This window comes from Luteibacter sp. HAY1-4A (genome assembly GCF_056755355.1).
On record NZ_JBNDHZ010000050.1, the window covers coordinates 17,168 to 31,474 of the forward strand.

Sequence of the window (14,307 nt, forward strand, 5' to 3'; positions counted from 1 at the left end):
AGTCTTTATCGTTGGCGGCCATAGCACCACCCCCTACGAAGAGGATGACTCCCCATGTTCGAAGTCCGCGGATTCGCCGCACCCCGCGCCAATGCGCCCCTCGCCCCCTTCAAGGTCCCGCGTCGCGACGTGGGCCAGAACGACGTGCACATCGAAATCCTCTATAGCGGCGTTTGCCACTCCGACCTGCACCAGTCGCAGGACGACTGGGGTCCGGGCATCTTCCCCATGGTTCCGGGCCATGAAATCGTCGGCCGCGTGAAGGCCGTCGGCGCCGGCGTGACGAAGTTCAAGGTTGGCGACTACGCCGGCGTCGGCTGCATGGTGGATTCCTGCCGCGAGTGCGCGTCCTGCAAGCGCGACCTCGAGCAGTACTGCCTTACCCACACCAGCTTCACCTACAACGGCACCGAGCAGGACAAGTCCACGCCGACCTACGGCGGTTACTCGACCGACATCGTGGTGCAGGAGCGCTTCGTCGTGAAGATCTCCGAGAAGCTCGACCTGAAGGCCACGGCGCCACTGCTGTGCGCTGGCATCACCACCTATTCTCCGCTGCGCCACTGGAACGTGGGCCCGGGACAGAAGGTGGGCGTGGTCGGTCTCGGCGGTCTCGGCCACATGGGCGTGAAGTTCGCGAAGGCCATGGGCGCGCACGTCACCATGATCACCACCTCGGCCTCGAAGGGTGCGGATGCGAAGCGCCTCGGCGCGGATGCGGTGCTGCTCTCGACCGATGCGGAAGCGATGAAGGCCGAGGCGGCGAGCTTCGACTTCCTGCTCAACACCGTGCCCGTGTCACACGACCTGAATCCGTACATCAACCTGCTCGCGCTCGACGGCACGATGGTGCTGGTGGGCGTGCTGACCCCGATCGACGGCATGATCGGCGGCGCGCTCATGCTTCCCCGTCGCACCATCGCGGGTTCGGCAATCGGCGGCATGGCCGAAACCCAGGAGATGATGGATTTCTGCGCCGAGCACGGTATCGTCTCCGACATCGAGGTGGTGGACATGGCCTCGATCAACGAAACCTACAAGCGCCTGGTGAAGAACGACGTGCGTTACCGCTTCGTAATCGACATGGCGACGATGCCCGCTTGAGGCGCATCTTCCGCTACGCAGGCGCGGGCGCCGCTCTGGTCGGCGCCTTCGTCGTTTTCGCCGCCGTCTCGGCGTGGCCGAACATCGGCACGAACCCGGACGGCGCGCGCCTCTCGCGCTATGCGTCGTCGCCGGAGTGGCACGTCGACCGCTTCGACAACCCGTTGCCGATGTACAGCAACATCAAGGGCGGGATCTTCCAGCTGCTCGAGTCGAAGCCTGGCGAGGAGCCCGACCGTCCCGTACCGACGGTCGATTCCTCGGCCACCTACGCGAGCCCGCCGGCGAGCGGGCTTCGCGTCACCTGGTTCGGTCATTCGTCGATGCTGGTGGAGATCGACGGCACGAATATCGTCGTCGATCCGTTCTGGAGCGAGCGCGCTTCACCCTTTCCCTGGCTCGGTCCGAAGCGTTGGTACGAACCGCCGGTACCCATCGACCACCTGCCGCATGTCGATGCCGTGCTGATATCGCACGATCACTACGACCACCTCGACCGCGCATCGATCCAGGCGTTGAACACGCGCGGCGTCCGTTTCATCGTGCCGTTGGGTATCGGCGCGCATCTCATTGGCTGGGGTGTGCCGCCGGATCGCATCACCGAACTCGACTGGTGGCAGGAAGCGAAAGTGGGCGACCTGCGCATCGTGTCGACGCCCTCGCGCCATGCGTCCGGCCGGCTTTCTCCGCGGAGTAACCAGACGCTATGGAGCGGCTACGCCATCGTTGGTCCGACCCATCGTGCGTTCTACTCGGGCGATACCGGCCTAAACGACACGTTCCCCGACGTGGGCACGAAGCTCGGTCCGTTCGATGTCACGATGATCGAATCGGGCCAGTACGATCCACAGTGGCCCGACTGGCACCTCGGTCCCGAGCAGGCGATGCGCGTGCATGAGGAAGTACGCGGGCGCGTGCTCATCCCCGTGCACTGGGGATTGATCAAGCTGGCGCACCATCCCTGGACGGAACCGGTGGAGCGCATCCTCGCAGCAGCACGGTGCACTCACGCGCAGGTGCTGGTGCCGGAACCGGGGCAGGCGGTGGAACCCACGACGCACCCCTCCATCGCCCGGTGGTGGCCGTCGCAGCGGTGGTACACCGGCAGCGAGCATCCCATCGTCGCATCGCGACGCGGCAACCCCGCCGATACGTTCTCGACGCCCGTGTGTTCACAGCCGGAGCCCGCTACGCCGTCGGCATGACGAGGTGCATCGGCGTGTCGTGCAGCGGCTTGCCGGTGTTGCCGTCCACCACGACAGCGCAGATCGGCTCTCCGGTCCGATCGTCGACCAGGTGCGACAGCGCACGACCGCCCCCGTTGTAACGGCGGCCCCACTCGCCCATGGCGGCGAGGATCGGGAGGAAATCGCGGCCCGCCTGGGTCAGCACGTACTCGTCGCGCGGTGGGCGCTCGCTGTAGCGGCGCTTTTCCAAGACGCCTGCCTCGGTCAGGGCCTTCAATCGACGCGACAGGATGTTCGGGGCGATGCCGAGACTCGTCCGGAACTGGTCGAACTGGGTGAGGCCGAGGCTGGCGTCGCGCAGGATCAGGGCGCTCCACGCGTCGCCCACGATGGCGAGGCCGCGCGAGATGGCGCAGGTGCCCGAAGAAAGTTTGTCGGTGTCCATTGCATTATGATAGCGATGTCACTATCGTATGGCAACGCAGTAACTATCATTTTGCAACTAACCATGCGGAGTCGACGATCGTGAGTACTGAAAACAAAGGTAAAGCATTGATTACCGGAGCTTCGTCCGGCATCGGCGAAGTCTACGCCCAGCGTCTGGCCGACCGCGGCTACGACCTGATCCTGGTCGCTCGGCGTCTGGACAGGCTGGAGGCGCTGGCCAAGGAGATCGCCACGCGCACGGGCCGCAAGGCCGAAGTCCTGCAGGCCGATCTCGGCGACCGCGCCGGCATCGCCGCCGTGGAGCGGCGCCTGGCGGAAGATCCGGCGATCACCCTGCTCGTGAACAACGCGGGCATCTCGCTCAACGGCAGCATCCTCGAGAATGGCAGCGAACAGATCGAGCAACTGATCGTGGTGAACACCCTTGCTCCCACGTTGCTGGCGGCCGCGGCCGCGAAGGCCTTCGTGGCGCGCGACAAGGGCGGCATCATCAACGTCGCGTCGGTGCTGGCGCTGGTGCCGGAAATGATGGACGGCCTCTACAGCGGCACGAAGGCCCACCTCGTCAACATCACGCTCGGCCTCGCCGCGAAGCTGCAGGGCACGAATGTCCGTGCGCAGGCCGTCCTGCCGGGTGCCACCCGTTCCGAGATATGGGAGAAGTCGGGCAAGGACGTCGATGCGATCCTCCCGGGCATGGTGATGGACACGGCGGATCTCGTGGACGCCGCACTGGTCGGCTACGACCGTGGCGAAGTGGTGACCATTCCCCCGCTGGAAGACGAAGGCCAGTACAAGGCGTACGACGCAGCCCGTCTCGCGATGGCGCCGAACCTCTCGCGCAAGGATGTGGGAACGCGTTACCGCGCGTAACGCCTTCGCAGGCGAGCGTTGCCAGCAGCTTAGACGGCATTTGTGCTTCATCAGGTACGAATGCCGGCTAAACTAATGGGCTCGCTCGATTCTTTTGCGGTTAGGCATGCTTTCCTTCGTGTTCGGCGCGTTTGGGCTTTCCACGCTCTGGTTGATCCCCCTGCTCTGGCGGCTGACCGCCGCGCTGGTCCGCCGCCGCCGTCCGCCCACCGTCGGACCGGGGGCCATACGTTTCTGGACGGGCTTCGTGCTCGTGCTGCTGGCGAGCGCCACACTGGAGGGGCTCGTCGTGTCGCACTACACCGACGATCCCGCGGCCGGCGGCGTGGTGTGCCACGCACTGGCGATCGTTGTCGCCAGTTTCCCGGGCGGTGGTCTTGCGGCGTTGCTCTGCGGAGCGATCCTGGCGATCGCCTTGCCCTGGTACCTCGGCGTGCCGTGGTCCTCGTTCCTCACGCGCGCAAACGCCGCGCTCGAGCCCGTAGGTGCGCTGGCGATCGAGGGAACGCGTCGGTTGCTTTCGCGTGCCGGCTCCCGTGCCACGCGCCGCCGCACCGCAGCCGCGGTGAGACGTGCGGATCGACCGCCTGCGCGCCGTCGCGCAAAAGTGGACGCCAAACGCAGCCCGGCCACGCCGACACGCCCGACGCGGCCCGTCGCCAACCGTGTCGAGACACCATCCCCGTCGGTGCGTCCTTCGGTAGCCACCCCGGTGCCGCCGCGGCATCGCATGCGGCCGGAGACGGTGATCCGGGAGCCGTGGCTCGCGCCACGCAAGGTCGAGGCGTCACCGGCCGCCATGGCTGGCGTTGCCATGCGCGAATCGTCGCCGGCGCCGCCGCTCGCTGGTCAGCGGCTTTCCTCGTCGCCGTGGCATGCCGAGGCGGCGGGTGCGATCGACCAGGAAATCGCCTTGAGAGATTGGACGCTCGAGGAAGGCATGGACATCTTGCAACCAGAGCCCGCGGACGAAACGTCCTTGGCGGTTGCAGATAGCGCGCCGATGTCCGTCGACATGCCGGTTGCACCTGTCGCACCCGAGGCACCGTCTCCGCGGCCGGTCTCTCGCTTCGCGATCGCGGCGAACGACGAGTCGGCGAACGAGCCGCCGACGCGGCATGCGGTCACGCTGACGACGACAGTTCCATTGCGCGCTGGCCGCGTCGAAGCATTGAGCCTGCCGCCGCTTTCGCTACTCGCCGCCGCACGCCACGACGCCTTGTCGATTTCCGAAGCCGAGCTTGCACAGACCGGGGAGTTGATCGAGCAGCGGCTGAGTGAGTTCAAGGTGCCGGTACAGGTGGTCGGTGCATCGGCCGGCCCTGTCATCACCCGCTACGAAGTCGAGCCGGCCGTCGGTGTGCGCGGAAATCAGATCGTCGCGCTGATGAAGGACCTTGCCCGCGGTCTCGGACGGACGTCCATTCGCGTGGTCGAGACCATCCCCGGCAAGACCTGCATGGGTCTCGAGCTGCCGAACGAGCAGCGACAGATGATCGCCTTGTCCGAGATCCTAGACTCCGCCGAATACCGGGGGTCCGACTCCCTGCTGACGCTTGCGATGGGCAAGGGCATCACCGGCGAACCCGTGGTAGCCGACCTTGCGAAGGCGCCGCACATGCTCGTCGCGGGAACGACGGGTTCGGGCAAGTCGGTCGCGGTGAACGCGATGATCCTGTCGATGTTGTACAAGGCCACGCCCGAAGACGTGCGCATGATTATGATCGACCCGAAGATGCTGGAGCTTTCGGTATATGAAGGCATCCCGCACCTGCTGGCGCCCGTGGTCACCGACATGAAGCTGGCGGCCAACGCCCTGAACTGGTGCGTGGCGGAAATGGAAAACCGCTACAAGGTCATGTCCGACCTGCGCGTGCGCAACCTCGCTGGCTACAACCAGAAGGTGCGCGAGGCACGGGCCGCGGGCAAACCCCTGTTCAATCCGTTCCCGGCGCACCCCGAAGTGCCCGAGCACCTCGACACGCTGCCGATGATCGTGGTGGTGATCGACGAGCTGGCCGACCTCATGATGGTCGCGGGCAAGAAGATCGAGGAATTGATCGCACGTCTCGCGCAGAAGGCTCGCGCGGCGGGCATCCATCTCATCCTCGCCACGCAGCGGCCGTCGGTCGACGTCATCACCGGTCTCATCAAGGCGAACATTCCGACGCGCGTGGCCTTCCAGGTTTCGTCGAAGATCGATTCGCGCACCATCCTCGACCAGATGGGCGCGGAAAGCCTGCTGGGCCAGGGCGACATGTTGTTCCTGCCACCCGGCACGGGGTACCCGCAGCGTATCCACGGCGCCTTCGTGGCCGACGAGGAAGTGCACCGCATCGTGGCGTGGCTCAAGCAGTTCGGCGAGCCCGACTACAAGGACGAGATCCTCGCGGGCCCTGCAAGCGAGGCCGTCGAAGGCGAGCCCGGCGAAGAGGGGCTGGACGCGGAACTGGATCCGCTCTACGACGAGGCGGCGGCGTTCGTGCTGCGCTCACGCCGTGCGTCCATCTCGTTCGTGCAGCGCCAGTTCCGCATCGGCTACAACCGCGCGGCGCGATTGGTGGAAGCCATGGAAGCCGCGGGCCTCGTCTCGTCGATGGGCATCAACGGCCAGCGCGAAGTGATCGCGCCGGGCCCGCAGGACTGACACGACACCTTCTGTGCCCGTGTTTATGTGGGAGCCGCTTCAGCGGCGATAAGGGAATCGCGGCAAGCGTGCCCGCTGCCGCGGGATCGCCGGCGGAGCCGGCTCCCACAGGGGCCAGCCTTATTCCTTGGTCAGCAGTTTCAGCGGCACCGCGATCGACTTCTCGACCGGCTGCTTGTCGATCAGCTTCTTCGCCGTTTCCACGCCGAGCCTGCCGATCTCTTCCGGTTGCTGGGCCACGGTGGCAGCCATCGTGCCGTTCTTCACCGCCGTCTTGCCGTCCGGTGTGCCGTCGAAGCCGACTACGAGCACCTTCTTGTTCTTGCCGGCGAGTGCCTGGACCGCGCCGAGCGCCATTTCGTCGTTCTGCGCGAAGATCGCCTGCACGTCGCTGTGTCCCTGCAACAGGTTCTCGCTGACGGAAAGGCCTTGTGCCCGATCGAAGTTCGCGGGCTGGCTGGCCACGATCTTCATGCCCGTGGCGGCGACGGCGTCGTCGAAGCCCTTGCCGCGTTCGCGTGCCGCGGAGGTGCCGGCCACGCCCTGCAGCTCGATGATGTTGCCCTTGCCGCCAAGTGCCTTCGCGAGGTAATCCGCGGCCATCTTGCCGCCGGCGACGTTGTCGGAAGCGATGTGCGACGCGACGTCGGCACCGTCGACACCGCGGTCGAGCGTCACCACGGGGATGTTGGCGCGCTGCGCCGACTGCACCGCGCCGGCCAATGCCGACGAATCCGTGGGGTTGAGCAGGATCACCGACACGCGCCGCTGGATCAGATCTTCCACGCTGGAGATCTGCCGCGCGGGATCGTCCTGCGCATCGACCACCACCAGGTTGACGCCCGCGTCCTTCGCGGCCTTCTGCGCGCCGTCCTTCAGTTCCACGAAGAACGGGTTGTTCTGGGTGGACAGCGCGAGGCCGACCACAGGCTTACCCGCCGGGTTCGCACCACCCGCCGTGGCAGCGGCAGCCGGTGCGGATTCGCCCGGCCCCTGCTGGGAACAGGCGGCGAGCAGCGTGACCGCCGCGGCGGTAAGAAAGCGTAGCGTGCGCATGGGAAGTACCTCTCGGTTCACTGCCGTCTGTCGAGCAGGACGGCGATCAGGATGACGATGCCCTTGACGACCTGCTGGTAGAACGAGCTGACGCCGAGCAGGTTGAGGCCGTTGTTGAGGAAGCCGATGAGCAGCGCGCCGACCAGCGTGCCGAAGAGCCAGCCGCGGCCTCCGGCGAGGCTCGTGCCGCCCAGCACCACGGCAGCGATGGCGTCGAGTTCATAGCCGGCGCCGGCGGTCGCCTGCGCGGAATAAAGGCGGGAAGTGAGCACGATGCCGGCGCAGGCCGACAGCAGCCCCGACAACCCGTAGATCGCCAGCTTCATCGGCGAGATGCGCACGCCGGAGAGGCGCGCCGCTTCCTCGTTGCCGCCGATCGCGACGACATGACGGCCGAAGACGGTACCGCGCAGCAGGAACCCGCACGCGATGAAGGCGACGAACATCCAGATCACCGGCAGCGGTACCAGGTGGGCCACGTAGCCGCCGCCGATCAGTGCGAAACCGCTGTTCGTCACGGGGATCGGACTGCCCTGCGTGTACGACAGCGTGAGGCCGCGCAGCAGCGTCATGGTGCCGAGCGTGGCGATGAACGGGGCTACCCTTCCCCACGAGACCAGCGCGCCGTTGATCACGCCAAGGAGGAGACCGAGCCCCAGGCCCGCGCTCGCCGCGAGCAGCATGCCGTGGCCGGCCGCCAGTAGCCCCGCAGTGACCGCGCCGGTCAGCGCGAGGATCGCGCCGACGGAAAGGTCGATGCCACCGGCGAGGATCACGAAGGTCATGCCGAAGGCGATCAACGCATTGATCGAAACCTGGCGCAGCACCGTGAGCAGGTTGCCGGTGGTGAGGAAGTCGGGACTCATGATGGAGAGCACGACGAAAAGCAGCACGAGGCCGATGACCGAACCCAGGCGCTGGAGGAGCGTGCTCGCGCGGCTCCAGTCGAAATGCAGCGTCATGTCACTTACCTCCGGTCGCGGCGGTCATCACGGCTTCCTGCGTGGCGCCGTGGGCGTCGAGCAGGGCCGTGGCACGGCCTTCGTGCATCACGAGGATACGGTCGCTCATGGCGAGCACCTCCGGCAGTTCGGACGAGATCATGAGGATGGCCACGCCCTGCTCCGCGAGTTGGTTGATGATGTGGTAGATCTCGGCCTTGCCGCCGACGTCCACGCCTCGCGTGGGCTCGTCGAGGATGAGCACGCGCGGTTTCAGCGCCAGCCATTTCGCTAGCACGACCTTCTGCTGGTTCCCTCCCGAGAGCGATCGCGCGTCCAGTTCCATGTCGCGCGTGCGGATCTTCAGCGCGTCGATGAGGCCATGCGTCTGCTTCTTCTCGGCGGGACGGTCGACGAGGCCCGCGTGCGCCGGAACGCGCGGCAGGCTCACGTTCTCGCGCAGAGTGAGGTCGAGTACCAGGCCCTGTGCCTTGCGGTCCTCGGTAACGAAACCGAAGCCCGCGTGGATGGCTTCGTTGGGCGACTTCGGTGTCACCTCGACGCCGTCGAGCGTAACCTTGCCCGACGTCAGCCGGTCGAGGCCGAAGAGCAGGCGGGCCAGTTCCGTGCGTCCCGCGCCGAGCAGGCCGGCCACGCCGAGCACTTCGCCGGCGTGCAGCTCGAAGCTCACGTCTTGCACCATGCCACCGCCCAGGTGCTCGACCTTCAGACGCACGTCGCCGATGTTCGGCGTGCGTGCGGGATAGCGTGCATCGAGCGTGCGCCCGACCATCATCTTCACCACTTCGTCGAAGGCAAGCCCCGGCACTGGGCGGGTACCGACGAACTGGCCGTCACGCAGCACCGAGATGCGGTCGCAGATGGCGAAGATCTCTTCCATGCGATGGGAGACGTAGACGATGCCCTTGCCTTGCTCGCGCAGTTCGCGGATGAGCTTGAACAGCGTGGTGGTCTCGTGTTCGGTCAAGGCCGCCGTGGGTTCGTCCATGATCAGCACGCGCGCCTCCTGGCCGAGCGCCCGCGCAATTTCCACCATCTGCTGCTGGCCGACCGAGAGGCGTTCCACCAGGGTGCCAGGGTCCAACCGTTCCATGCCCACGCGCGCCAGCCATTCCGTGGCGCGGCGGCTCATGGCGCGGCGGTCGAGCAGGCCGAAGCGGTGGATCTCGCGTCCGAGGAACAGGTTGTCCGCCACGCTCAGTGCGGGAATCAGGTTGAGTTCCTGGTGGATGATCGCGATGCCGTACTTCTCGGCGTCGGCCGGCGTCGCGATGACCGCCGCCTTGCCGTCCACCTCGATGTCGCCGGCGTCGGGCGCATGAATGCCCGTGAGGATCTTCATGAGCGTGGACTTGCCGGCGCCGTTCTCGCCCATCAGGGCGTGCACTTCACCCGGAAGCAATTCGAAATCCACGCCTTCGAGCACCTTCACCGGGCCGAAGGATTTGTGGATGCCGTGCATGCGGATGAGCGGCACGTTCATCAGAAGGTAACGCCCGCGTGCAGGATGATATTGGCGTACGGCGAGGTTTCGCCGGTGCGCACGACGGCCACCGCGCGTGTGCAGAGCCGTTTCAGTTCGTCGTGGGGTACTTCGTCCGTGACGATGCCGTCGCCACGAAGCCGCGCGGACAAGTCGACCATCGCGCGGTTCCGTGCATGGATTTCGCCGGCCATCGTGACGCGCTCGACCGCGAGTTCGGCATACACCGCGTCGAACACACTCGCGAAGGATGGCGTGCCGGGAACGACGGCAAGGTCGATGCACGGCACGCCGGGCGGCACGGGAAGGCCGACGTCGCCGACCACCAGCGTGTCGGTGTGGCCCATGGCCGCGATGACACGGTTGAGTTCGGCGTGGAGCAGTCCGCTGCGCCTCATGATTGCGCGGCCAGGAAGGCGTCCACTTCGGCCGCGCGCGGCATGCCGGCCTGTGCGCCCAGGCGGGACACGGCGATGGCGGCGGCGGCACATGCCCTGCGCACGGCCACGTCGAGCCCTTCCGAGAGATAGACCGCGAGTGCGGCATTGAAGGTGTCGCCGGCGCCCGTACTGTCCACCGCTTCGACCGTGAAGCCCGGCTGGTGCCGCGGCTCTTCACCTTGCTCGCGGAACCACGCGCCATCCTCGCCGCGGGTCAATACGACCGGGCAGGGCGCGCGACGCATGAGTTCCTGGAAATCCACGTGGCCTTCGGCACCCAGCACCGTGGCCAGTTCGTGCTGGTTCGGCGTGAGGAAGCGAACGCGCGACAGCCATTCGGCAGGCAAGCGTTGCGCAGGGGCGGGATTGAGGATCACCGGCACGCCTTCCTCGTGCGCGATGCGCAGGGTGGCTTCGACAGCGTCGAGGGGAATCTCCAGCTGGACGAGCAACGCGTCGGCGCCACGGATGACCGCGCGGGCAGCCTCCACCTGCACGGGCGTGACCCGGCCATTGGCGGCGGGCACGACGACGATGCTGTTCTCGCCGCCGGCGACGGTGATGGACGCCGTGCCGCTGCCGATGCCGTCGACACGGGCCACGTGCGTGACGTCGACACCCTCGGCCAGCAGTCCTTCGTACAGCTGGCGACCGAAGGCGTCGTCGCCGACACAGCCCACCATCGCGACGGTCGCCCCGAGGCGGGCGGCCGCCACGGCCTGGTTGGCGCCCTTGCCGCCGGGAATCGTGAGGAAGCGATCGCCCGTGAGCGTCTCGCCAGGGTCTGGAAAACGCGGCGCGAGCGTGACCAGATCCATGTTGATGCTACCGACGACGACGATTCGCGTCATGCTGGTTCGTTCCTGACTGCGCGAGGGGCGCGGTATGACACAGCAATATTACGTGGTCGAAGCGCGCGCGGCTTTCATGGGCTTGCCCTTCCCTAGCGGGAAAGGCCTTTCGCCTCGAGCTCGGCGAGATACGCAGGCCATGCCGTGTCGTACGCCTGGCCCAGCTCGTAAAGGGTGTCCCAACCGAAGATGCCGCTGGCGTGGCCATCGTCGAAGCGGATCAGCACGCCGTAGTGGCCGGTAGGTTCGAGCGCCGCGATGCCGACCTCGCGCTTGCCCGAGACCAGGACTTTCTGGCCCGGGCCGTGGCCCTGCACTTCCGCGCTCGGCGAGTTCACCCGGAGGTATTCGCACGGGAGGCGGAAGCGCTCGCCATTGTCGAACGCCACTTCGAGGATGCGCGAAGCGGCGTGGAGGACGATATCGGTGGGGCGCGGGTTTTCCATGGGGCTGCCAGGGAGAATTCTGTGGGAGCCGCTTCAGCGGCGATGGGGCGCTCGCGGCAAGCGTGCCCGCTGCCGCGGATCGCCGGCATAGCCGGCTCCCACAGGAGCGGCCTGCTTAGAACATGCTAGTGCGCGCGGCCGAAGCCGTCGCCGGTGCCCTGTTCCAGCGGAGGCGGATCGCCGGCCACCGCGAGAAGCGCCATGGCGTACGCGTCTTCCATGCTCACCGTGGACACCTCGTCCCAGGCGAAGAAGGACGGCTCGCGCAGCCATTCCGCGTCGGGCGTGATCTCCTGCATGTTGAAGCCTTCGTCTTCCACGCTGACCACGCGGCCGATGTAGCAGACCTCCGACTCGTCCTCGCTGTCGACGTGCACGCCGATGACCGGCGCATGCGCCGCGGCGGCCTGCACCACCTGCGAGATGTCGTCGAGCGGGAAATCCGCCGGCGGCGTCGGGTGGATACCCTTCATCGTCAGCGCCTTCTCCAGGAAGGTGGCGTGCTTGTCCGGCGCCTCGAATTCGGAGATGTCGCGGTGCCGCATGATGTACATGCCGTCGTAGCTGACACCGTCGCCGACCACCCACAAGAGGAAGAACTCGCGGCCGACACCGCCGACATAGCCGCAGAAGCTGCCGTGCTCGAGTTCGCTGCGCCACAGACGCACCAGCTGCTTGTTGTCCTGCGCTTCGCGCAGGGTCGCTCGCTGGCCGTTGGTTTTGAGATGAATAACCTTGCCCATATACGTCAATACTTTAGCAGAGGGGGTACTCCCCGATGTTCAGAGGATGTAACGGCTCAGGTCCTCGTCCTTGACCAGCGAACCGAGGTGGTTGTCGACGTATTCGGCGTCGATCAGGTATTTTTCGCCGGACTTGTCAGCAGCTTCGAAGGAGATGCGCTCCAGGAGCCGCTCCATGACCGTGTGCAGGCGCCGGGCGCCGATGTTCTCGGTCCGCTCGTTCACCTGGAAGGCCACGTCGGCGAGGCGGTCGATGCCCGAATCCGTGAACTCCAACGTGACGCCTTCGGTATTGAGCAGCGCAACATATTGCTTGGTCAGCGCGTTGTTCGGCTCGCGCAGGATGCGCTTGAAGTCGTCCACCGAAAGCGCGCTCAGTTCCACGCGGATCGGCAGGCGGCCCTGCAGTTCCGGGATGAGGTCCGAGGGCTTCGCCAGCGAGAACGCGCCCGACGCGATGAACAGGATATGGTCCGTCTTGATCGAGCCGTAGCGGGTGGACACGGTGGAACCTTCCACCAGCGGCAGCAGGTCGCGCTGCACGCCCTCGCGGCTGACGCCGGCGCCACCCCACTCGGAGCGCTGCGCCACCTTGTCGATCTCGTCGATGAAGACGATGCCGTTCTGCTCGGCGCATTCCACCGCGCGGCTGCGCAGTTCCTCGTCGTTGAGCAGCTTGCCGGCCTCTTCCTCGACCAGGAGCGGGCGGGCCTGCCGGATGCTCATCTTTCGCTTCTGCGACTTCTGGCCGCCGAGGTTCTGGAACATCTTGCCCAACTGCTGGCTCATTTCCTCCATGCCGGGCGGGGTCATGATCTCCACGCCGACGTTCATGGCGAAGTCCAGTTCGATCTCGCGGTCGTCCAGCGCGCCTTCGCGCAGCTGCTTGCGCAGCTTCTGGCGGGTGTCGCTGTCGATGGCTGGCGCGGCGCTGCCCGTGTCGTCCCAGCCGCTCGGCTGGCGGCGGGGAAGCAGGGCGTCGAGCAGGCGATCTTCGGCCGCGTCCTCGGCCTGGCTGCGCACGCGGCCCTTGGCCTGCTCGCGCAGCAGCTTGTACGACACATCAGCCAGATCGCGGATGATCGACTCCACATCCTTGCCCACATAGCCCACTTCGGTGAACTTCGTGGCCTCGACCTTCACGAACGGCGCATTCGCCAGGGTGGCGAGGCGGCGGGCGATCTCGGTCTTGCCCACGCCGGTGGGGCCGATCATGAGGATGTTCTTCGGCGTCACTTCGTCGCGCATGCCCGGGTCCAGCTGCATGCGGCGCCAGCGGTTGCGCAGCGCGATGGCGACGGCGCGCTTGGCGTCGTGCTGGCCGATGATGTAGCGGTCGAGTTCGTTGACGATTTCGCGGGGAGTGAGTTCGGACATCGGCTCAGAGCTCTTCGATCGAATAGTTATGGTTGGTGTAGATGCAGATATCGCCGGCGATCTTGAGCGCTTTTTCCACGATCGTGCGCGCATCCAGCTCGGTGTTCTCCATCAGTGCCAGGGCGGCGGACTGGGCGTAGGGCCCGCCGGAACCAATGGCGATGAGGCCATGCTCCGGTTCCAGCACATCGCCGTTGCCCGAAATGAGCAGCGAGGCCTCCTTGTCGGCCACCGCCAGCATGGCCTCGAGGCGGCCCAGGCGGCGGTCGGTGCGCCATTCCTTCGCCATCTCCACGGCCGAGCGGGTGAGGTTGCCGCCGTGCTTGACCAGCTTCTCCTCGAACAGCTCGAACAGGGTGAAGGCATCCGCCGTGGCGCCGGCGAACCCGGCCAGCACGTCGCCCTTGCCCAGGCGGCGCACCTTGCGGGCGTTGGCCTTCATCACGGTATTGCCGAGGGTGACCTGTCCGTCACTGCCGATGACGACCTTGCCGTCGCGGCGGACGCAGACGATGGTCGTGGCATGCATCGGTTCCATAGCGCGTTCCTTGGGGGAGAGGCCTGAGGTGGGGTCCCCGGGGGGAAGGCGCAAGTCAGGGCTTCCGTTTCGCCCGTGGATGCGCTGCGTCGTACACCTTCGCCAGGTGCTGGAAATCGAGGTGGGTGTAGATCCTGTCTCTTATACACATCT

At 66.4% G+C, this 14,307-nt stretch carries 14 protein-coding genes; 4 read left to right on the forward strand and 10 right to left on the reverse strand.

Annotated elements, in window-relative coordinates:
- The first annotated feature begins 54 nt into the window (after positions 1-54).
- Together ACPYOD_RS15525 and ACPYOD_RS15530 are read left to right on the forward strand one after the other, a co-directional pair.
- A complete protein-coding gene (locus ACPYOD_RS15525) occupies positions 55-1,104 on the forward strand; it encodes an NAD(P)-dependent alcohol dehydrogenase (RefSeq protein ID WP_481302615.1) in 1,050 nt (349 codons plus the stop codon).
- Positions 1,101-2,309, forward strand: a complete 1,209-nt coding sequence (locus ACPYOD_RS15530; protein WP_481302616.1) for an MBL fold metallo-hydrolase — start codon at positions 1,101-1,103, stop codon at positions 2,307-2,309. Before ACPYOD_RS15525 ends, ACPYOD_RS15530 begins: the two co-directional genes overlap by 4 nt.
- On the opposite strand, the gene ACPYOD_RS15535 is transcribed toward ACPYOD_RS15530, so the two are convergent.
- Positions 2,293-2,736, reverse strand: coding sequence for a winged helix-turn-helix transcriptional regulator (locus tag ACPYOD_RS15535; protein ID WP_481302617.1), 444 nt, complete (start codon positions 2,734-2,736; stop codon positions 2,293-2,295). The genes ACPYOD_RS15530 and ACPYOD_RS15535 overlap by 17 nt on opposite strands.
- Before the next feature lie 80 nt (positions 2,737-2,816).
- Here ACPYOD_RS15535 and ACPYOD_RS15540 point away from each other — a divergent pair, with 80 nt between their 5' ends.
- Both ACPYOD_RS15540 and ACPYOD_RS15545 read left to right on the forward strand, forming a co-directional pair.
- A complete protein-coding gene (locus ACPYOD_RS15540; RefSeq protein WP_481302618.1) occupies positions 2,817-3,611 on the forward strand; it encodes an SDR family NAD(P)-dependent oxidoreductase in 795 nt (264 codons plus the stop codon).
- 106 nt (positions 3,612-3,717) lie between these two features.
- Positions 3,718-6,258 (forward strand): FtsK/SpoIIIE family DNA translocase, encoded by a 2,541-nt coding sequence (locus tag ACPYOD_RS15545; RefSeq protein ID WP_481302619.1) that lies wholly within the window; start codon positions 3,718-3,720, stop codon positions 6,256-6,258.
- A 120-nt stretch (positions 6,259-6,378) separates the two neighbouring features.
- On the opposite strand, the gene rbsB is transcribed toward ACPYOD_RS15545, so the two are convergent.
- From rbsB to hslV, 9 genes are all read right to left on the reverse strand, one after another.
- A complete protein-coding gene (gene rbsB / locus ACPYOD_RS15550) occupies positions 6,379-7,314 on the reverse strand; it encodes a ribose ABC transporter substrate-binding protein RbsB (protein ID WP_481302620.1) in 936 nt (311 codons plus the stop codon).
- Between the two features lie 17 nt (positions 7,315-7,331).
- Positions 7,332-8,276 carry an ABC transporter permease subunit gene (locus ACPYOD_RS15555; protein WP_481302621.1) on the reverse strand — a complete coding sequence of 315 codons (945 nt, stop codon included), beginning with the start codon at positions 8,274-8,276 and terminating at the stop codon, positions 7,332-7,334.
- Between the two features lies 1 nt (position 8,277).
- Positions 8,278-9,759, reverse strand: coding sequence for a sugar ABC transporter ATP-binding protein (locus ACPYOD_RS15560; protein WP_481302622.1), 1,482 nt, complete (start codon positions 9,757-9,759; stop codon positions 8,278-8,280).
- Entirely contained in the window at positions 9,759-10,157 is a 399-nt protein-coding gene (gene rbsD, locus ACPYOD_RS15565; RefSeq protein WP_481302623.1) for a D-ribose pyranase, read from the reverse strand. The genes ACPYOD_RS15560 and rbsD overlap by 1 nt, the downstream gene beginning before the upstream one ends.
- Positions 10,154-11,050: a ribokinase gene (gene rbsK / locus ACPYOD_RS15570; protein ID WP_481302624.1), complete on the reverse strand. Its 897-nt coding sequence runs from the start codon at positions 11,048-11,050 to the stop codon at positions 10,154-10,156. The genes rbsD and rbsK overlap by 4 nt, the downstream gene beginning before the upstream one ends.
- A 92-nt stretch (positions 11,051-11,142) precedes the next feature.
- The gene (locus tag ACPYOD_RS15575; protein ID WP_481302625.1) at positions 11,143-11,496 is read right to left on the reverse strand and encodes a gamma-butyrobetaine hydroxylase family protein; all 354 of its coding nucleotides are present in this window, start codon (positions 11,494-11,496) and stop codon (positions 11,143-11,145) included.
- Between the two features lie 125 nt (positions 11,497-11,621).
- A complete protein-coding gene (locus tag ACPYOD_RS15580; RefSeq protein ID WP_481302626.1) occupies positions 11,622-12,239 on the reverse strand; it encodes a hypothetical protein in 618 nt (205 codons plus the stop codon).
- A 39-nt stretch (positions 12,240-12,278) separates the two neighbouring features.
- Positions 12,279-13,616, reverse strand: a complete 1,338-nt coding sequence (gene hslU / locus ACPYOD_RS15585) for an ATP-dependent protease ATPase subunit HslU (protein ID WP_481302627.1) — start codon at positions 13,614-13,616, stop codon at positions 12,279-12,281.
- A gap of 4 nt (positions 13,617-13,620) precedes the next feature.
- Positions 13,621-14,154 (reverse strand): ATP-dependent protease subunit HslV, encoded by a 534-nt coding sequence (gene hslV, locus ACPYOD_RS15590; RefSeq protein ID WP_250339282.1) that lies wholly within the window; start codon positions 14,152-14,154, stop codon positions 13,621-13,623.
- Positions 14,155-14,307: the final 153 nt, after the last annotated feature.

Excerpts from the sequence above, each read along its gene's own strand:
- ACPYOD_RS15525 (WP_481302615.1), top strand. The coding sequence starts at position 55 with ATGTTCGAAGTCCGCGGATTCGCCGCACCCCGCGCCAATGCGCCCCTC.
- ACPYOD_RS15535 (WP_481302617.1), bottom strand. The coding sequence starts at position 2,736 with ATGGACACCGACAAACTTTCTTCGGGCACCTGCGCCATCTCGCGCGGC.
- ACPYOD_RS15545 (WP_481302619.1), top strand. The coding sequence starts at position 3,718 with ATGCTTTCCTTCGTGTTCGGCGCGTTTGGGCTTTCCACGCTCTGGTTG.
- rbsB (WP_481302620.1), bottom strand. The coding sequence starts at position 7,314 with ATGCGCACGCTACGCTTTCTTACCGCCGCGGCGGTCACGCTGCTCGCC.
- ACPYOD_RS15555 (WP_481302621.1), bottom strand. The coding sequence starts at position 8,276 with ATGACGCTGCATTTCGACTGGAGCCGCGCGAGCACGCTCCTCCAGCGC.
- ACPYOD_RS15560 (WP_481302622.1), bottom strand. The coding sequence starts at position 9,759 with ATGAACGTGCCGCTCATCCGCATGCACGGCATCCACAAATCCTTCGGC.
- rbsD (WP_481302623.1), bottom strand. The coding sequence starts at position 10,157 with ATGAGGCGCAGCGGACTGCTCCACGCCGAACTCAACCGTGTCATCGCG.
- rbsK (WP_481302624.1), bottom strand. The coding sequence starts at position 11,050 with ATGACGCGAATCGTCGTCGTCGGTAGCATCAACATGGATCTGGTCACG.
- ACPYOD_RS15575 (WP_481302625.1), bottom strand. The coding sequence starts at position 11,496 with ATGGAAAACCCGCGCCCCACCGATATCGTCCTCCACGCCGCTTCGCGC.
- ACPYOD_RS15580 (WP_481302626.1), bottom strand. The coding sequence starts at position 12,239 with ATGGGCAAGGTTATTCATCTCAAAACCAACGGCCAGCGAGCGACCCTG.
- hslU (WP_481302627.1), bottom strand. The coding sequence starts at position 13,616 with ATGTCCGAACTCACTCCCCGCGAAATCGTCAACGAACTCGACCGCTAC.
- hslV (WP_250339282.1), bottom strand. The coding sequence starts at position 14,154 with ATGGAACCGATGCATGCCACGACCATCGTCTGCGTCCGCCGCGACGGC.